Origin of the sequence: Ruminococcus sp. RTP21359st1_H3_RTP21359_211015 (assembly GCF_040909065.1) — a bacterium.
In the GTDB taxonomy this organism is placed as follows: domain Bacteria; phylum Bacillota; class Clostridia; order Oscillospirales; family Ruminococcaceae; genus Hominimerdicola; species Hominimerdicola aceti.
This window is the reverse complement of the sequence record NZ_JBDGDD010000002.1, coordinates 143,055-161,073: the sequence shown is the minus strand read 5'-3', so window position 1 is coordinate 161,073 and position 18,019 is coordinate 143,055. Positions and strand designations below refer to the sequence as shown.

Below are 18,019 nucleotides of genomic sequence, written 5' to 3'. Positions count from 1 at the left end.
CAGTGGCTTATGTACCCGTACCCAAGGATTTAACAAAAGTCAAAACAAAGGTCATGTTCAATCTGACCAAGCGGCAGCTTATCTGCTTCACGGGCGGAGCGCTTATTGGCGTACCGCTTTTCTTTTTGCTCAGAAAACCTACCGGAAACAGTGTAGCGGCTATGTGTATGATGCTGGTTATGCTGCCCTTCTTTATGCTGGCTATGTACGAAAAGCATGGACAGCCGCTGGAAAAGATCGTGGGCAACATTCTCAAAGTAGCTGTGATCCGTCCCAAGCAGCGACCTTACCAGACCAACAACTTTTATGCCGTATTAAAGCGGCAGGAAATGCTCGATAAGGAGGTGTATGACATTGTTCACCGCAATAAAAAAATGGCTGCATCGGATGTTCGGAAAAACCGAGGAAAAAACTGTGCAGCCGGTAAAGACAAAGAAAAAACTGTCCCGCGCCGATAAGAAGCAGATCGAAGCGGCCATTGCCCGCGCTAACCGCACGGACAAAAAAGGAAAATCTGCGCAGGACAGTATCCCTTATGAACGGATGTGGCCGGACGGAATCTGCCGCATATCGGACAGCCACTACACAAAGACCATCCAGTTTCAGGACATCAACTATCAGCTCTCCCAAAACGAAGATAAGACGGCAATCTTTGAGGGGTGGTGTGATTTCCTCAATTATTTTGACAGCTCGATTCATTTTCAGCTGTCTTTTTTGAACCTTGCGGCATCGGAGGAGACCTTTGCTAACTCCATTTCCATCCCGCCCCAGAGGGACGCCTTTGACAGTATCCGCGAGGAATACACCACAATGCTGCAAAATCAGCTGGCCAGAGGTAACAACGGTCTCATCAAGACCAAATACCTGACCTTTGGTATCGACGCGGACAGCATCAAAGCCGCCAAGCCCCGTCTGGAGCGTATTGAGACCGATATACTTAATAACTTCAAGCGTCTTGGTGTAGCTGCCAGAACGCTTGACGGTAAAGAAAGGCTTTTTCAGCTTCATGCGGTATTCCACATGGATGAACAACTCCCGTTTCAGTTTGAATGGGACTGGCTGGCTCCTTCCGGTCTGTCCACAAAGGATTTTATTGCACCAAGCTCCTTTGAGTTCCGCACCGGCAAGCAGTTCCGTATGGGCAAGAAATACGGGACTGTTTCTTTTTTGCAGATTCTCGCACCGGAGCTGAATGACCGTCTGTTGGCTGATTTTCTGGATATGGAAAGCTCGCTCATTGTGAGTATGCACATTCAGTCGGTGGATCTGGTGAAAGCCATCAAAACGGTAAAGCGAAAGATTACCGACCTGGACCGCAGCAAGATCGAGGAACAGAAAAAAGCAGTCCGTGCCGGATACGACATGGACATCATTCCATCTGACCTTGCTACCTACGGCAGTGAAGCGAAAAAACTCTTGCAGGATTTGCAGAGCCGCAACGAGAGAATGTTCCTTTTGACCTTTCTGGTGCTGAACACAGCGGACAATCCACGTCAGCTTGGCAACAACATCTTTCAGGCAGGCTCTATTGCCCAGAAGTATAACTGTCAGCTGACCAGGCTGGACTTCCAGCAGGAAGAAGGGCTGATGAGCTGTCTGCCTCTGGGTCTCAATCAGATTGAAATTCAGCGAGGACTGACCACCAGTTCCACAGCTATCTTTGTGCCCTTTACTACGCAGGAACTGTTCCAGAACGGGAAAGAAGCTCTGTACTACGGCATCAATGCTCTGTCCAACAACCTCATCATGGTGGACAGAAAGCTGCTGAAAAACCCCAACGGCCTGATTCTGGGTACGCCGGGTTCCGGTAAGTCCTTCAGCGCAAAACGAGAAATTGCCAACTGCTTTTTGCTTACCAGTGATGATGTCATTATCTGTGACCCGGAAGCGGAATACGCACCTCTTGTTGAGCGTCTGCATGGGCAGGTCATCAAGATCTCACCTACTTCAACCAACTATATCAATCCGATGGATCTGAATCTGGACTATTCGGATGATGAAAGCCCGCTGTCACTCAAGTCTGACTTTATCCTCAGCTTGTGTGAGCTGATCGTGGGCGGTAAGGAGGGCTTGCAGCCGGTGCAGAAAACCATTATTGACCGTTGTGTACGGCTGGTTTACAACGAATATCTCAATGACCCAAAGCCGGAGAATATGCCGATTTTGGAGGACCTTTATAACCTGTTGCGGGAGCAGGAAGAAAAAGAAGCTCAGTACATTGCAACGGCATTGGAAATCTATGTAACGGGTTCTTTGAATGTGTTCAATCATCAGAGCAATGTGGACATTGATAACCGGATTGTCTGCTATGACATCAAGGAACTGGGCAAGCAGCTTAAAAAAATCGGTATGCTGGTGGTTCAGGATCAGGTATGGAACCGCGTTACCATCAACCGTGCCGCCCACAAGTCCACCCGTTACTACATCGACGAGATGCACCTGCTTTTGAAGGAGGAGCAGACCGCCGCCTATACGGTGGAAATCTGGAAGCGATTCAGAAAATGGGGCGGTATTCCGACAGGTATCACCCAGAATGTCAAAGACCTTTTGAGCAGCCGCGAGGTAGAGAACATCTTTGAAAACTCGGACTTCGTGTATATGCTTAACCAGGCAGGCGGAGACCGTCAGATTTTGGCGAAGCAACTGGGGATTTCCACGCACCAGCTTAGCTATGTGACCCACTCCGGTGAGGGCGAGGGCCTGCTGTTCTATGGCTCCACGATCCTGCCGTTTGTAGACCACTTCCCGAAGAACACCGAACTTTACCGCATTATGACCACCAAACCTCAAGAATTGAAAAAGGAGGATGAATGATTATGAACCCCAACATTTTGAATAAAAACCCGCTGATATTTTTTGACAGGGCGGTAAATGCCCAGCGCAGCCAGCTGCTTACGGTCATGGCCGATGCGGTAAGTGAGTGCCGCACGGCGGCAGATCAGGCAGCCGAACTGAATGAGACCGGTCAGGTGGGGCTTCTCCGTCTGGCAGAGGTCTGGAGCGCCATTCGTGCTAAAGAAGGTATGGGCGGCCTGATTCTGGAAGGAACAGAGGCGAAGATCCTGTCCGATGTGGTGGCACAGTTTTATGCCTACCTGTCCGGCTGTATGTTCAACGATCCTGTGGGAATGGCCATTTATGCAGAGCTGCACTACATGATGTCTTCCCTCATGCTGGGAGAATGGTTTGAATAAAGAGCCGCGCCTGCGCTTTACTGATGAGGAACGGTCTGATCCTGCACTGGAAAAGCCGATCCGTAAAGCGGAGAAAGCTGCGGCCAGAGCAGATAAGGCGCAGGCCAATATCCCAAAGAAAAAGGTCAGGCAGACGGTCATTGACCCGGATACCGAAAAAAAGACCTCGAAGCTGACCTTTGAGGACAAGAAAAAGCCACCTTCCAAAGTTTCTCAAGGAGTCAGGGAAGCTCCTGTCCATCTGGTCGCAGGCAAGCTCCACAAAGAGATCCGGGAAACAGAGCAGGACAATGTGGGCGTGGAAAGCGCCCACAAGTCCGAGGAAGCGGTGGAGACCGGCGCTTATCTGGTGCGGGAGGGCTATCGCAGCCACAAGCTGAAGCCGTACCGCAAAGCAGCCCAGGCAGAGCGTCAACTGGAAAAGGCAAATGTAAATGTTCTGTACCAGAAATCTTTGCAGGAAAATCCCCAGTTTGCCAGCAACCCTCTTTCCCGCTGGCAGCAAAAACAGGCCATCAAAAAGCAGTATGCCGCCGCCAAACACGCCGGTCAGACTGCCGGAAATACCGCCCAGGCTGCATCCAAAACCGGAAAAGCCGCAAGGACGGTAAAAGAAAAGGTACAGCAGGCAGGGGCATTCGTCATGCGTCACAAGAAGGGTTTCCTGATGGCAGGGGTTTTGTTCCTCATTACCTGTATGCTGATGAATACCATGTCCTCCTGCTCCATGATGGCGCAGAGCATCGGTTCCGTTCTCTCCGGCACCACCTATCCGTCGGATGACCCGGAAATGCTGGCGGTGGAGGCAGATTATGCAGCCAGAGAAGCCCAGTTGCAGGAGGAAATCGACAACATAGAAAGCAGCCACCCAGGGTATGACGAGTATCGCTATGACCTTGGTATGATCGGTCATGACCCTCATGAGCTGGCAGCATTTCTGTCTGCCGTTTTGCAAGGCTACACCCGGCAGAGCGCTCAGGCAGAGCTGGCGCGTGTGTTTGCAGCACAGTATCAGCTGACGCTTACTGAGGAAGTGGAGATTCGCTACCGCACGGAGACCTCCACCGACCCGGAGACCGGCGAGACCACCTCAGAAGAAGTCCCCTATGAGTATTACATTTTGAATGTGAAACTCACCAGCAAGCCCATTTCCGCTGTGGCGTCGGAGTTACTGACACCGGAGCAGATGGAAATGTATCAGGTTTACCGGCAGACCATGGGCAATAAGCCGCTGTTGTTTGGCGGTGGTTCCCCTGACATGAGCAATTCCGAGGACTTGACCGGTGTACAGTTCGTAAATGGAACCCGTCCCGGAAATCCGCAGTTGGTGGAGCTGGCCAAGCGTCAGGTCGGCAATGTGGGCGGCTATCCTTATTGGAGCTGGTATGGCTTTGACAGCCGCGTAGAGTGGTGCGCCTGCTTTGTATCCTGGTGTTATAACCAGGCTGGAAAAAGTGAGCCGCGTTTTGCTGGCTGTGAGTGGCAGGGCGTTCCGTGGTTCCAGTCTCATGGACAATGGGGTGCAAGAGGCTATAACAATCTGGCTCCCGGAGATGCAATTTTCTTTGATTGGGATTTGGATGGGACAGCAGACCATGTGGGTATCGTGATCGGTACGGATGGCAGCCGTGTTTATACGGTGGAGGGAAATTCCGGCGATGCCTGCAAGATCAAAAGTTATGACCTGAATTATCAAAGTATTAAGGGCTACGGCCTGATGAACTGGTAACAGACTTTGTGGAAAGGAGTGAACGGTTATGGCAAAAAACAAAATTGAACGTATCGACCAGGAAATTGAGAAAACCCATGAGAAGATTGCGGAATATCAGGAAAAGCTCAAGACCCTGGAAGCACAGAAAACGGAGGCAGAGAATCTGGAAATCGTTCAGATGGTTCGTGCGTTACGCATGACGCCAGCACAGCTGAACGCTATGCTTTCCGGTGGAATGAACCACGGTAGAGATACAGCACTGTCGGAATCAAATAATCAGGAGGTTACCGCTTATGAAGAATAAAAGAATTTGCAAAACACTTTCCGCCCTTTGCCTGACAATGGTTGTGGCATTTGGCTTTACGATCCCTGCTTTCGCACAGGGGTCAGAACCGGCACCGGCAGCACCGGCAGAGGATTCTACCAATGACAGCAATGTGATTGTGGAAGAAACAGAACCGGCACCGGCACTTACACCAGATGGCAATGCCGCTCTGGTGGATGATTTTGGTGGCAATAAGCAGCTTATTACCGTTACCACCAAGGCTGGCAACTATTTTTACATTTTGATCGACAGGGCTAATGAGGATAAAAAGACTGCTGTTCACTTTCTGAACCAGGTGGATGAAGCGGATTTGATGGCATTGATGGAAGATGAAAATGTCAAAGAGGAGCCGGCTGCTGTGTGTAGCTGCACGACAAAATGTGAAGCAGGGGCAGTCAATACGGCCTGCCCGGTCTGCGCAACTGATAAGAGTAAATGTACGGGCAAAGCACCGGAACCTCCGGCAGAAACATCGGAGCCGGAAAAGGAGAAGCCTGCCGGATTGAACCCGGCTGCGCTGGTCCTTTTGCTGGCTCTGCTTGGTGGCGGTGGCGTATTTGCCTACTTGAAGCTCGTTAAGAACAAGCCTAAGACCAAGGGCAATGACAGTCTGGACGATTATGATTATGGCGAGGAAGATTCCGAGGAATGGGAAACCGAGGATGAGGAGTCGGAAGAACCGGATGCTGACGGGGGCAGCACAGAAGAAGATGATGAGGACAGCGTGAAATGACCCGATTCACAGACAGTCCCTATGAACGCATGATGACACGCAGACCGGAGGGCGGGAAGGAAACTTCCCGTCCTCCTTCTTTGCCCCACAGCCACCCCTGCTATGGTTGCGGGAATTATGGAAGACCCTGCGTAGGTATCTGTCACCGGGAAATGTCCCGATGGCTCAAAGAGAGGAGGAACCATCATGGCTCAACATAAATTGGTAATTGCCGAAAAACCATCAGTTGCCCAGAGTTTGGCGGCGGTGATCGGCGCAACCGTCCGTAAGGACGGGTATCTGGAGGGCAACGGCTGGCGTGTCAGCTGGTGCGTGGGCCACCTGGCCGGTCTTGCGGATGCAGACAGCTATGACCCAAAGTATGCCAAGTGGCGATATGATGATCTGCCTATCCTGCCGGAACATTGGCAGATGGTGGTAGGAAAAGATAAGAAAAAGCAGTTTGATATTCTCAAAAAGCTGATGAATGCCCCGGATGTGACGGAAGTGGTAAATGCCTGTGATGCCGGACGCGAGGGCGAGATGATCTTCCGTAGCGTCTATGAGCTGGCAGGTTGCAAGAAGCCGATGAAAAGGCTCTGGATTTCTTCGATGGAAGACTCCGCCATAAGGGAAGGCTTTGCAAACCTGCGCCCCGGTGCGGACTATGACGGACTTCGAGATGCTGCCCTCTGCCGTGCCAAGGCCGACTGGCTGGTGGGGATCAATGCGACAAGGCTTTTTTCCGTGCTGTATCACCGTACCCTCAACATCGGGCGCGTGATGTCCCCAACACTGGCGCTCATTGTCCAGCGAGAAGCTGAGATCGACACCTTTAAGCCGATTCCCTTTTATACCGTGGCGCTGGAGCTGCCCGGTCTTACCGTATCCGGGGAGCGCATGGCGAATAAGGCCGCTGCCGAGCAGCTGAAAGAAGCCTGTCAGGGTGCAGCTGTCACAATCAAAAAGGTGGAGTGCAAGGAAAAGTCCGAAAAGCCGCCTGCCCTCTATGACCTGACTACCCTGCAAAGAGATGCCAACCGCCTGCTTGGATTTACAGCCCAGCAGACCCTGGACTATCTACAAAGCCTGTATGAAAAGAAGCTCTGCACCTATCCCCGTACTGACAGCCGCTATCTAACTGGTGATATGGCAGACAGCCTGCCGGAGCTGGTGAATCTGGTTGCCAGTGCTATGCCGTTTCGCAAAGGGATCGCCATTACCTATGATCCGCAGACGGTCATCAACGATAAGAAAGTAACCGACCATCACGCAGTAATCCCTACCAGAAATCTCAAGGATGCAGACCTTTCTGCCCTTCCTGCGGGAGAAAAAGCGGTGCTGGAGTTGGTGGCCCTGCGTCTGATGTGCGCCGTAGCCCAGCCCCATATCTATTCGGAAACTGTTGTGATTGCAGCGTGTGCCGGTGGGGAGTTTACCACAAAAGGAAAAACGGTGAAGCATCCCGGATGGAAAGCACTGGAGGACGCTTACCGTGCCAAAATGAAGGATGCAGAGCCGAAAAAAGAGGGCGCAGAGAAAGCTCTGCCGGATCTGACCGAAGGACAGACCCTTTCGGTTTCTGCGGCAATCGTCAAAGAAGGCAAAAGCAGTCCGCCTCAGCACTTTACGGAGGACACCCTATTGTCCGCAATGGAGACTGCCGGAAAAGAGGATATGCCGGAGGATGCTGAGAGAAAAGGTCTGGGGACACCGGCCACCCGTGCCGGTATTTTGGAAAAGCTGGTATCGGCCGGTTTTCTGGAGCGAAAAAAGAGCAGAAAAACGGTGCAGCTTCTCCCTTCCCACGATGCAGTTTCCCTGATCACAGTGCTGCCGGAACAACTGCAATCGCCGCTTCTGACTGCCGAGTGGGAGTATCGCCTGGGCGAGATCGAGCGCGGGCAGCTTGCCCCAGAGGAGTTTCTGGACGGGATCAGCACCATGCTGAAAGATCTGGTGGGGACTTATCAGGTCATCAAGGGAACTGAGTACCTGTTCACTCCGCCCCGTGAGGTGGTGGGCAAATGCCCTCGCTGCGGCGGTGAAGTTGCAGAACTGCAAAAAGGCTTCTTCTGTCAGAATGATTCTTGCAAATTTGCAATCTGGAAAAACAACAAATGGTGGGCTGCCAAGAAAAAACAGCCGACCAAGGCTGTGGTGTCTGCGCTGCTGAACGATGGCCGTGTCCGTGTGACGGGGCTATATTCGGAGAAAACCGGCAAGACCTACGATGCCACTGTGGTTTTGGAGGACGATGAACAGTATGCCAATTTCAAGCTGGAATTTGACCAGCGGAAAGGAGGCAGCCGATGAAGCTCTCTTTAGTGGAACGGGAAACCATTCTCCTCTATAACCAGGCAGAACCAATGGCTGAGGTCTATACCCACGATCCCCGTCTGATGGAGAAGCTGGAACTGCTGGCAAAAAAGCACCCCGACCAGATCACCCGAAAGGACGCCCATAACTTTACCGTCCCCAAGCGGTGTGTATCAGTCCGGGAGCCATACAGCGCCGAGCGTCGCAAAGCTGCCAGTGAGCGTGCGAAAGCCGCCGGATACCAGCCCCCTGTGAAAAAGTCCGGCAGTTAAAGGCACATGGCAGAGAATGTATTTGAAGCGGTCAAGCAGTCGGTCAGCACCAGAGAAGCGGCAGAGTTTTACGGGATAAAAGTCAGTCGAACTGGTATGGCCTGCTGTCCCTTTCACGATGATAAGAACCCCAGCATGAAGGTAGACCAGCGGTTCCACTGCTTTGGTTGCGGTGAAGATGGGGATGTAATCGACTTTACCGCAAAGCTCTTTAACCTCTCCCCAAAAGAAGCGGCGGAGAAACTGGCACAGGACTTTGGCCTGATCTATGACGGTCAGGCCCCGCCCCGCAGGAGATATGTCCGGCAAAAAACCGAGGTACAGAAGTTTCGGGAGGATCGACAGCGCTGTTACCGTGTACTGTCCGATTACTACTATCTGTTGAAAAAATGGGAAGCCGACCGTTCTCCCAGGACACCGGAGGAAGAACCGCACCCCCGCTTTGTGGAAGCAATCCAGAAGAAAACCTATGTAGAGTACCTGCTGGACCTTTTTCTTTATGAAAGTGAAGAAGAACAAAAGGCATGGATTGCAGAACACACAGCAGAAATCACACACTTGGAAAGGAGATTGAAAATCATGGCTGAGAATAAACCCACCAACCGAGAACGGCTAAGGGAAATCACAGATGGCATCGAGCAGGGCATCAAAGAACTGTTTGAAAGCGAAAAGTATATGCGCTATCTGTCCGTCATGTCCCGATTTCACCGCTATTCGGTAAACAACACCATGCTCATCTATATGCAGAAGCCGGACGCCACTTTGGTAGCCGGATACAATAAGTGGAAAGACCAGTTTGAGCGTCATGTAAAAAAGGGCGAGCATGGCATTACCATCATCGCTCCCACACCGTATAAGAAGAAAATCGAGGAGCAGAAGCTGGACCCAGATACCAAGGCTCCGATTCTGGATAAAGACGGAAAGATCGTCACAGAGGAAAAAGAAATCGAGATTCCCATGTTTCGCCCTGTCAAGGTCTTTGATGTGAGTCAGACCGACGGGAAACCTTTGCCGGAGCTTGCTTCCTCCCTTTCCGGCAATGTGCCAAATTATGAGGCATTCATGGAGGCCCTGCGCCGCAGCGCACCGGTGCCGATTACTTTTGAAGCAATGGCCGCCGATACGGACGGCTATTTTTCTGCCGATCATCAGAAAATTGCCATTCGTCAGGGCATGAGCGAGGTGCAGACGGTTTCGGCCACGGTTCACGAGATTGCTCACAGCAAGCTCCACAATCAGAAAAAGATCCAGATTGCCAATGACGAGCAATATCAGGAGATCGAGCTGTTTGATAAACTTGGTCTGTTCTCCAACGGACGGATTGCTCGCGATAATCTGCCAGAGGGCGTTTATTGCTATGATCTGCGCGGTTCTGACTACGATCCTGGAGATCCGGTCTGTGTGGAAGAACGAGTGGTTGTAAACCATGCAGGCTCCGTTCTGCTGACAGAGCCGTTGGAACTGACGGAAGATGGACGCTTGATGCTGACCGAGGAAAAAGGGCTGAATTTTACCGGTGGCTTTTCTACCCTCTCCCAGTTTTTGCAGAAACAGAGGAAAGATCGTCACACGGAAGAAGTGGAGGCTGAAAGCATCTCCTATGCGGTCTGCAAGTATTTTGGCATCGAGACTGGAGAAAACAGCTTTGGCTATATTGCCAGTTGGAGTCAAGGCAAGGAGCTGAAAGAACTGAGAGCCAGTTTGGAGACCATCAACAAAACCTCCGGCACTTTGATCTCCGACATTGAGCGCCACTATAAGGAAATCTGCAAAGAGCGCGGAATCGACCCTCATGCAAAGGCAGAGCCGGAAACCGCCCCGATAGAGCAACCAACCAGCAATCTGACTTACTATGTAGCAGAGTGCATGGAATTTCCAAACCTCGGAGAATACCACGATAACTTGTCTTTGGAGGAAGCAATCCGCATTTATCAGGAGATTCCGGCAGAACGAATGAACGGGATCAAGGGCATTGGTTTTGAGCTGAAAGACGGAAGCGACTATGAAGGACCTTTTCCGATTTTGACCGGCCAGACCATTGACCTGGACACCATCCAGGCAATCGACTATTACCGTGATAATCCTCTGGTGCAAAAAGCGGTAAAGGAACTGGCTGCGGCAATGCCGGAAATGGAAGTGCTGGGGGCGGACGCCAATCAGCAGGAGGCTTTGTTTCTGATCGACAATGCCACCTATCTTCATATCCAGTCCTGTGACAGCGGCTGGGACTATACCCTTTACGATGCCGCATCCATGAAAGAGCTGGATGGTGGTCAGCTGGATATGCCGGAGATTTCCCGCATGAAGGCAGTTCTCCAGATTTGTGATGACAACGATTTGGGCAGAGACTCGGTAAAATACGCACCGTTGTCCATGATTGAGACCTTGCAGGAAGCTGCCTACCAGCAGATGCAGGCAGAGGTCAGTCAGATGGCTGCTTCTTCCCAGCTGCCGGAAGCACAGGAGCAGGCACTGGATGAATACCCCATGCCGGATGAGCAGGTCTCCACACCAGATATGCAGGAATACGGCTACTCCTATGATGGGATGTTCCCTGTTACCAGAGAACGGGCGCTGGAACTGGATGCCGCCGGTTTGACCGTTTATGTGCTGCATGAGGACAATACGGAGAGCATGGTGTTTGACCCGCAGGAAATCATGGATCATGGCGGTCTTTTTGGCGTGGACCGTGAGGAATGGGAGAAAAGCCCTCAGTTCCACGAAAAGGTCATGGAGCGTCAGGAACATCAGCAGGAACGGGAACAAGCATTTCTCGCTCAGAACAGAGATTGCTTTGCTATCTATCAGGTGAGCCGTGACGATCCGCAGAATGTGCGCTTTATGAATCTGGATTGGTTAAAGTCCCATGACATTTCCATAGACCGCAGCAATTATGACCTCATTTACACAGCTCCGCTGAGGGAGTCTGGCACGGTACCGGAGCAGCTGGAAAAACTATATGAGCAGTTTAATCTGCAAAAGCCGGCGGATTTTCACAGTCCTTCTATGAGTGTCAGTGACATCGTTGCGATCAAGCAGGACGGTAAGGTATCCTGTCATTACTGTGACAGTGTTGGTTTTACCCAGATCCCCGGATTCCTGCCGGAAAATCCGTTGAAAAATGCGGAGATGGCCGTGGAGGACGATTACGGCATGATCGACGGTATCATCAACAATGGCGCAAAAGAGCCTACGGTGGCAGAGCTGGAACAGCAGGCCCGCAACGGTCAGCCCATTTCCCTCATGGATTTGGCTACCGCTGCCCATCGGGAGGAACGGGAAAAGAAAAAGTCCGTCATGGAGCAGCTGAAAAGCCAGCCCAAGGCAGAACACAAAAAGACAGCGCCCAAAAAGAGTGCGGAAAGGGAGATTTGATATGGGAAACTTTACTTTTGAGGAAATGAACCTGATGTGCATTTACAATACCGGTAGCCGCACCGGATTGATCGACAGCCTGCGTGAGATGCGCGGCGAGCTATCACCGGAGGAAACGGAACTGAGTGAGCTGACCGACAGCGCCCTTATGAAGCTCTGCGTGATGACCGATGAGGACTTTTCCCAGCTGGAGCTGTACCCGGATTTTGACCAGTAAATTTATCGTGTAAAAAATATAGTGAGAGAAATTGTCTGACGGATAAGCGATTTCTCTCACTTTCATCACAATATCCCACTATACTTAGAAAGATGGATGAAGTATAATCTAAGCAACAAACAATAATTGAACAAAATCGCTGCGCGATGGCCTGTCAAGGCTGTGGCGCAGCTTTCTTTTTCTCAATAATAAAATAGGCAATGGCAATTCTTACCAGTATTTGATATTGTAAAGTTACCACACAAAACAATTCAATACAGAAAGACACCACTGCCTATGAAAAGAATACCATTTGACCACTTTTCTGACAAGCGGTTTTATTATGCTAATGCACCTCCATGTAAGCAGGGTTTTTCATTAACTACTGATTTTACATGGAGGATTTTATTATGTACGAAGAAATTTTTAATCAGATTCGATCTGCTGCGAATAAACGGAATCTCAAGGATTCCACGATTCATGCATACTGTACCAGTGTTGCTCATTTTTTGAACCACACAGCCAAGGATATAGATGCATTAACAACTGACGATGTTGATATATTCCTAACTGAAAAGAAACTTTCCGGGATTTCACCAGAAACATACAATCACTACCATTCAGGAATCCGCTTCTTTTACAAAAAAATATTGAAGAAGAATTGGGATGATGATGACATACCTCGTATGAAAAAGGACAGAAAGTTACCAACGGTGCTTACAAAAACAGAAATATCAGCTATTCTTGATGCTACGCCAAATTTGAAGCACAAAGCTATGATTGCTACTATGTATTCAGGCGGACTTCGTGTTTCAGAAGTCACACATCTTCATTATGATGATATTTCACGCACGAACAAAACCATACACATCCGTGATGGGAAAAGTCGCTCTGATCGTTATACTTTGCTTGCAGACCGGACGCTCGAAATATTGACAGAATACTGGTTTCAATGTGGCAGACCAAGAGAGATTCTGTTCCCAAGTTCATGGACAGGGGATTATCTTACAAAAGATAGTGTCATTCAGTTTTTTCGTGAAAGCGCCGAAAGAGCAGGCATTCAGAAACACGTCTCCACACATTGTTTGCGTCATAGTTTTGCAAGTCATCTGTTTGAGTCAGGCTGCGATATAAAATATATTCAGGCTCTTTTGGGACATCGTGATCCAAAATCAACAGAGGTTTATCTGCATGTAAGCAATAAAACCCTGCTTGGAATTAAGAGTCCATTTGATGAGATGGGCGGTGAATGATTATGGAGAAATCATGTACGATACAGGATGTATTTGAACGGTTTTATCCTTCTTATGAAAAGAGGAATAACCCTCCTTCTCATCATAGAAAAACAGCTTATCATATCATGAACTGTAAAACAGGAGCTTTTGGTGTAAACATCAGTGTTTGTGAGGACTGCGGATGCATCAGTGTTCACAACAACTCCTGCAGAAGCAGATGCTGTCCCATGTGCCAGGAGTTTCCGAAAGAGAAATGGATTGATGCACAAAAAGAGAACGTATTGGATGCACCCTATTATCATGTAGTATTCACAGTTCCTGAGGAATTGAATTCCATCATTTACAGCAACCAGAAGCTGTTATATGATGCACTGTATCATGCTGCTTCAGCCACATTGAATGAATTGTCAAAAGATGCAAAGTACCTGGGAGCTGATATAGGGTATATCTGCATTCTTCATACCTGGGGTTCTGCAATGAATTATCATCCTCATATTCATACCATTGTTCTTGGAGGTGGGCTTGATGATGAAAATAAATGGAAAGAAACAGATGGAAATTTTTTTCTCCCATATGGTGTTGTCTCAAAAGTGTTTCGTGGAAAATATCTGGATGAGTTAAAAAGCCTGTGGAATGATTCTAAGCTTAAATTTCATGGTACAGCAGAGAAATATCAGAACAGCTATCGTTTTAAAGAACTTCTTGGTAAGTGTTATGAAAAGAACTGGGTCACTTATTGTAAAGAAACTTTCAATGGTGCACAGTCGGTTATCAATTATCTTGGAAAATATACCCACAGGATAGTAATCAGTAATCATCGAATCAAATCCATGACAGATACGACGGTTACATATGTAGTAAAAGACTATAAAAACGAAGGCTGCTGGAAAGAGAAAATAATTTCAGGAGAAGAATTCATCCGTCGATTCATGATGCATGTTCCTCCCAAACGATTTGTCAGAATCCGGCACTATGGTCTGCTATCATGTAGAAACAAGAAAAAAAAGATAACTCACTGCAGAAACCTGCTTGGATGTAAGAAATACATTTCTACATTAAAAAATCTAAATGCAGTAGAAATGATAAAGGTTTTGTATAACATCGATGTATGCAAATGTTCTTCTTGCGGAGGGAATATGGTATCACCCCGCAAAGATAAATACAGTTCTTCTTTTCGTGCACATATGAGATGTTAAAATCTATAATTGCATAGAATAAATGACTTCCGCATAGGAGGTTTGTTTGTCATGCCTGAAATTGATTTCTTGAATAAAAAAACTTTTACCAAAACATCCGGTATGATAAACTTAAGGAAAAGAGCAACGATTGAATCCCCATAGCTATCGGCTAAAGGGACGCGACTTTGTTCACCAAAGTAAAATCGAAATTGATGCAAACGAAAGGGCAGTTTTTATCAGAACTCAAGGCTGCTTTTTCGTTTACACCAACTCCGATTGTTTCCTTAACAGTTTGTAGGGGTGATTAAAATGAAATGTCCGTATTGTGGTGAAGAAATGCAACTTGGTTGTATTCAATGCAGAGATGGTGTCTATTGGAGCGAAAAAGAACGAGTTATTGCGGCCCTCAACATTGGTGGGGGCAAGTCAATCAAACTCAATGAAAAGTCAATCGGTGGACCTTTTGGTGGAGCGTCTGCGGAGGCTTGGCTCTGCGAGAAGTGCAAGAAAATTGTCATTGAGTATTAAATTTCAGTTTGTTTGTGCATTGATGATTATCTTGAACTTAGGAGGTGTTTAATGAAAACGGTTCTTTTACATGGGTTGGGACAAACTGCACAGGACTGGAAAGAAGTAGTCCAACAACTATCAATTTCCGATGTCGATTGCCCAGAACTTTTTTCTTCAGCAGAAGATGAAATATCATATTCGCAGATTTTGGGCGATTTAGAACAGCGGTATTCAGAAGTAAAAGAGCCGCTTCGTATCTGCGGCCTTTCGTTAGGTGCGCTTCTTGCGATTGATTTTGCTATTCGGCATGAAGAAAAAGTGGCTTCGCTGGTTTTGATTGGCGCACAATATAAAGTTCCAAGTTTACTGATAGATTTTCAAAATCTTATCTTCCGTTGTATGCCAGACAAGGCTTTTGAAAGTATGGGACTATCAAAAAGCAGCACCATAAAATTGGCTCACTCTATGCGGTCATTGGATTTTACTTCTCAATTAAACAATATTCGATGTCCAGTGACAATTTTGTGTGGCAAAAAGGATGCTGCCAATCTAAAGGCTTCTAAAAGGCTAAAAGAACTGCTACCCCAAGCCACTTTGCACATCGTTCCAAATGCAGGACATGAACTCAATAAATATGCACCAAACACGATTGCAGAGATATTAAATAACTAAAATGTAATATTCACAGTTTTACTTAGCAGGAAATCATTTAGGTTTCCTGCTTTTCTTTTACCCAAAAACCGAAAGGAGGACAGAACACCATGCCAACCAAAGCTGAACTATATGCACAGATGGCGGAGAAAGTGGCAACGCAACTCACTGGAAGCTGGCAGGAATGGGCAGGGTTCCTTACTACGGCAGCCCGACTTTACAAGTATCCGTTCCATGAGCAGCTGATGATCTACGCCCAGCGCCCGGACGCTACCGCCTGTGCAGAGTACGATTTGTGGAATGAAAAGATGGGCCGGTATGTAAGGCGCGGCTCCAAGGGAATCGCTCTGGTGGACGATTCCGGGGACAGACCCCGCCTGCGCTATGTTTTTGATATTTCCGACACCGGAACCCGTGAACATTCCCGCACTCCCTGGCTGTGGCAGCTGGAGGAGCGCCATTTGGATTCGGTGCAGGCCATGCTTGAGCGCACCTATGATGTTTCCGGTGATGACCTTGCCGGACAGCTCACCGAGGTAGCCGGAAAACTGGCTGAGGAATACTGGACGGAGCATCAGCAGGACTTCTTCTATATCGTTGACGGTTCCTTTTTGGAGGAATATGATGAGTTTAACATCGGAGTACAGTTCAAGGCAGCAGCCACCGTCAGCATCACTTACGCTTTGATGTCCCGCTGCGGACTGGAGCCGGAACGCTACTTCGACCACGAAGATTTCATGGCAATCTTTGATTTCAACACCCCGTCCACCATCGGGGCGCTGGGAACAGCGGTCAGCCAGATCAACCAGCAGGTGCTGCGGCAGATCGGCGTTACCGTCCGAAATGCAGAGCGCGAAGCCAACCAAGAAAGGAGCAAACAAGATGAACAATCCCATGACCTATATCCAGAACGGAGACTATCTGATTCCCGACCTGAAGCTGAGCCAGCAGCCGGAGAAACCCCTGGGCAAGTACGGCAGGATGAGGAAAACCTACCTGAAGGAACATCGTCCCATCCTCTACAACCAGATGCTGCTGAGCGAGAAGCTGTACCCGCACCTTCTGGAGATCGACGAGACCGCCCAGAGCAGACTGGAGCAGATGATGCCCCAGCTGGCGAAGGAAGCGGGAGCCACCGAGGAACTGAAAGCCAGCGATCCCATGAAGTGGGTGGGGCTGATGAACACCTGCAAAGCTCAGGCCGAGGAAATCCTGATGGCGGAGCTTATCAACAGCTGACTCTAAACCTGTTCCTCTCCGAAGCGGAACAGATCCAATCCATAGATGAAGCAGAGAATGTAGCGCATACATCCTCTGCTTTTTCTTTTGCCCAAAATGACATCGACCATGTGCTGCGTTTGGGCGGCAATACAGACCGTCAAAGGGAGCGTGTGGTTGCAGCCTTTGAAAAGCAGAAAACCACCGCTGAGATTGCTGAGATACTGAAAACGCTGTACCACGGCGGTAACGGCCTTGGCAGTGTGAGCGCATGGTATGCCGAGGATGGTATCCATCTTTCCCACGGGAAGTCTGCCCGTTATGACAGGTCTGCCCAGGTCATTTCCTGGGAGAGCGCCGCAGAGCGTATCGGGGAACTTTTGGAAAGTGGTCAGTTTGCCTCCAATGTGGAGCTTGCAGAAGTGGCAGGCTATGAACGATCCCTCCTTGCAGAAAAGCTCTGGTATCTGTATCACGATCTCAGTGAGGATGCCAGAGAAGCCGGATATTTGTCCTGCCTGTCAGAGATCAAAGGCAATGGTTTCCCGGAGGAGACCCGCCACCTGATGGAGCAGCTGAGTGAACCGGCTTTCCGCCAGACCCTCAAGGAAGAATACGCTGCCTTCTGGACTGCCTATCAGCAGGACCGTGACCTGTTGCGTTTTCACTATCATAGACCGAGGGAGATCTGGGAGAACCTGAAGGACCTTGACCTGCCCCGCAGGACCTTTTCTTCAGAGCTTTCCCAAGTGCCAACCGTCCAGCACTTTATTACCGAGGATGAGATCGACGCCGCCATGACCGGCGGAAGCAGTTTCGCCGGTGGAAAAGGCCGTATCTATGCGTTTTTCATGGCAAACCATACGGATAAGGAGAAAGTGAGATTCCTCAAAGACGAGTATGGCATTGGCGGACGCTCTCATGCCTTGTCCGGTGCAACACACAGCGGCGAAGATCACGATGGGAAAGGACTGCACTATAAAAAGCAGGACTGCCCGGATGTTCACTTGAACTGGGAAAAGGTTGCCAAGCGCATTACCTCACTTGTCCAGAAAGACCGCTATCTTACCGAACAGGAACAGGCGCAGTATGACAAAATCCAGTCTGAAAAGGAACTGGCCGA

17 protein-coding genes are annotated in these 18,019 nt (G+C 49.2%); 16 read left to right on the top strand and 1 reads right to left on the bottom strand.

The features are described from left to right. Window positions 1–2 precede the first annotated feature (2 nt). The 15 genes from AB5Z01_RS01450 to AB5Z01_RS01380 all read left to right on the top strand — a co-directional run bounded on the left by AB5Z01_RS01450 (window position 3) and on the right by AB5Z01_RS01380 (window position 15,699). Entirely contained in the window at window positions 3–458 is a 456-nt protein-coding gene (locus AB5Z01_RS01450) for a PrgI family protein (protein WP_005335865.1), read from the top strand. Then, complete coding sequence (locus AB5Z01_RS01445; protein WP_368365229.1) at window positions 415–2,814, top strand: VirB4-like conjugal transfer ATPase, CD1110 family; 2,400 nt, start codon at window positions 415–417, stop codon at window positions 2,812–2,814. The genes AB5Z01_RS01450 and AB5Z01_RS01445 overlap by 44 nt, the downstream gene beginning before the upstream one ends. Next, window positions 2,811–3,194, top strand: a complete 384-nt coding sequence (locus AB5Z01_RS01440; RefSeq protein WP_368365228.1) for a DUF3851 domain-containing protein — start codon at window positions 2,811–2,813, stop codon at window positions 3,192–3,194. Before AB5Z01_RS01445 ends, AB5Z01_RS01440 begins: the two co-directional genes overlap by 4 nt. After that, window positions 3,187–4,923, top strand: a complete 1,737-nt coding sequence (locus tag AB5Z01_RS01435) for a CHAP domain-containing protein (protein ID WP_368365227.1) — start codon at window positions 3,187–3,189, stop codon at window positions 4,921–4,923. Before AB5Z01_RS01440 ends, AB5Z01_RS01435 begins: the two co-directional genes overlap by 8 nt. 28 nt (window positions 4,924–4,951) lie before the next feature. Further along, complete coding sequence (locus AB5Z01_RS01430) at window positions 4,952–5,209, top strand: DUF4315 family protein (RefSeq protein ID WP_368365226.1); 258 nt, start codon at window positions 4,952–4,954, stop codon at window positions 5,207–5,209. Next, a complete protein-coding gene (locus AB5Z01_RS01425) occupies window positions 5,199–5,963 on the top strand; it encodes a DUF4366 domain-containing protein (RefSeq protein ID WP_368365225.1) in 765 nt (254 codons plus the stop codon). The genes AB5Z01_RS01430 and AB5Z01_RS01425 overlap by 11 nt, the downstream gene beginning before the upstream one ends. Continuing rightward, a complete protein-coding gene (locus AB5Z01_RS01420; protein ID WP_009003368.1) occupies window positions 5,960–6,163 on the top strand; it encodes a hypothetical protein in 204 nt (67 codons plus the stop codon). The genes AB5Z01_RS01425 and AB5Z01_RS01420 overlap by 4 nt, the downstream gene beginning before the upstream one ends. Then, complete coding sequence (locus AB5Z01_RS01415; protein ID WP_368365224.1) at window positions 6,150–8,258, top strand: DNA topoisomerase 3; 2,109 nt, start codon at window positions 6,150–6,152, stop codon at window positions 8,256–8,258. The genes AB5Z01_RS01420 and AB5Z01_RS01415 overlap by 14 nt, the downstream gene beginning before the upstream one ends. Continuing rightward, window positions 8,255–8,533 (top strand): hypothetical protein, encoded by a 279-nt coding sequence (locus AB5Z01_RS01410; protein WP_004798047.1) that lies wholly within the window; start codon window positions 8,255–8,257, stop codon window positions 8,531–8,533. The genes AB5Z01_RS01415 and AB5Z01_RS01410 overlap by 4 nt, the downstream gene beginning before the upstream one ends. Window positions 8,534–8,539: 6 nt before the next feature. After that, the gene (locus AB5Z01_RS01405; RefSeq protein WP_368365223.1) at window positions 8,540–11,908 is read left to right on the top strand and encodes an LPD28 domain-containing protein; all 3,369 of its coding nucleotides are present in this window, start codon (window positions 8,540–8,542) and stop codon (window positions 11,906–11,908) included. A 1-nt stretch (window position 11,909) separates the two neighbouring features. Then, the gene (locus tag AB5Z01_RS01400) at window positions 11,910–12,125 is read left to right on the top strand and encodes a transposon-transfer assisting family protein (protein WP_118667383.1); all 216 of its coding nucleotides are present in this window, start codon (window positions 11,910–11,912) and stop codon (window positions 12,123–12,125) included. 389 nt (window positions 12,126–12,514) lie between these two features. Continuing rightward, a complete protein-coding gene (locus tag AB5Z01_RS01395; RefSeq protein ID WP_368365222.1) occupies window positions 12,515–13,357 on the top strand; it encodes a tyrosine-type recombinase/integrase in 843 nt (280 codons plus the stop codon). Continuing rightward, window positions 13,354–14,535 (top strand): IS91 family transposase, encoded by a 1,182-nt coding sequence (locus AB5Z01_RS01390; protein ID WP_368365221.1) that lies wholly within the window; start codon window positions 13,354–13,356, stop codon window positions 14,533–14,535. Before AB5Z01_RS01395 ends, AB5Z01_RS01390 begins: the two co-directional genes overlap by 4 nt. Window positions 14,536–14,826: 291 nt before the next feature. Beyond that, window positions 14,827–15,045, top strand: a complete 219-nt coding sequence (locus AB5Z01_RS01385) for a PF20097 family protein (protein ID WP_133241651.1) — start codon at window positions 14,827–14,829, stop codon at window positions 15,043–15,045. Window positions 15,046–15,096: 51 nt separating this feature from the next. Continuing rightward, complete coding sequence (locus AB5Z01_RS01380; RefSeq protein WP_117485592.1) at window positions 15,097–15,699, top strand: alpha/beta fold hydrolase; 603 nt, start codon at window positions 15,097–15,099, stop codon at window positions 15,697–15,699. 107 nt (window positions 15,700–15,806) lie between these two features. Here the strand turns inward: AB5Z01_RS01380 and AB5Z01_RS01375 are convergent, their stop codons facing one another. Next, entirely contained in the window at window positions 15,807–16,574 is a 768-nt protein-coding gene (locus AB5Z01_RS01375; RefSeq protein ID WP_316644010.1) for a hypothetical protein, read from the bottom strand. On the opposite strand from AB5Z01_RS01375, the gene AB5Z01_RS01370 reads away from it, so the two are divergent. Beyond that, the gene (locus tag AB5Z01_RS01370; protein WP_081016879.1) at window positions 16,561–16,917 is read left to right on the top strand and encodes a TnpV protein; all 357 of its coding nucleotides are present in this window, start codon (window positions 16,561–16,563) and stop codon (window positions 16,915–16,917) included. The genes AB5Z01_RS01375 and AB5Z01_RS01370 overlap by 14 nt on opposite strands. The last annotated feature ends 1,102 nt before the right edge of the window (window positions 16,918–18,019 follow it).

Excerpts from the sequence above, each read along its gene's own strand:
- AB5Z01_RS01440 (WP_368365228.1), top strand. The coding sequence starts at position 2,811 with ATGATTATGAACCCCAACATTTTGAATAAAAACCCGCTGATATTTTTT.
- AB5Z01_RS01380 (WP_117485592.1), top strand. The coding sequence starts at position 15,097 with ATGAAAACGGTTCTTTTACATGGGTTGGGACAAACTGCACAGGACTGG.
- AB5Z01_RS01390 (WP_368365221.1), top strand. The coding sequence starts at position 13,354 with ATGATTATGGAGAAATCATGTACGATACAGGATGTATTTGAACGGTTT.
- AB5Z01_RS01420 (WP_009003368.1), top strand. The coding sequence starts at position 5,960 with ATGACCCGATTCACAGACAGTCCCTATGAACGCATGATGACACGCAGA.
- AB5Z01_RS01400 (WP_118667383.1), top strand. The coding sequence starts at position 11,910 with ATGGGAAACTTTACTTTTGAGGAAATGAACCTGATGTGCATTTACAAT.
- AB5Z01_RS01425 (WP_368365225.1), top strand. The coding sequence starts at position 5,199 with ATGAAGAATAAAAGAATTTGCAAAACACTTTCCGCCCTTTGCCTGACA.
- AB5Z01_RS01370 (WP_081016879.1), top strand. The coding sequence starts at position 16,561 with ATGAACAATCCCATGACCTATATCCAGAACGGAGACTATCTGATTCCC.
- AB5Z01_RS01405 (WP_368365223.1), top strand. The coding sequence starts at position 8,540 with ATGGCAGAGAATGTATTTGAAGCGGTCAAGCAGTCGGTCAGCACCAGA.
- AB5Z01_RS01415 (WP_368365224.1), top strand. The coding sequence starts at position 6,150 with ATGGCTCAACATAAATTGGTAATTGCCGAAAAACCATCAGTTGCCCAG.
- AB5Z01_RS01375 (WP_316644010.1), bottom strand. The coding sequence starts at position 16,574 with ATGGGATTGTTCATCTTGTTTGCTCCTTTCTTGGTTGGCTTCGCGCTC.
- AB5Z01_RS01395 (WP_368365222.1), top strand. The coding sequence starts at position 12,515 with ATGTACGAAGAAATTTTTAATCAGATTCGATCTGCTGCGAATAAACGG.
- AB5Z01_RS01430 (WP_368365226.1), top strand. The coding sequence starts at position 4,952 with ATGGCAAAAAACAAAATTGAACGTATCGACCAGGAAATTGAGAAAACC.
- AB5Z01_RS01385 (WP_133241651.1), top strand. The coding sequence starts at position 14,827 with ATGAAATGTCCGTATTGTGGTGAAGAAATGCAACTTGGTTGTATTCAA.
- AB5Z01_RS01410 (WP_004798047.1), top strand. The coding sequence starts at position 8,255 with ATGAAGCTCTCTTTAGTGGAACGGGAAACCATTCTCCTCTATAACCAG.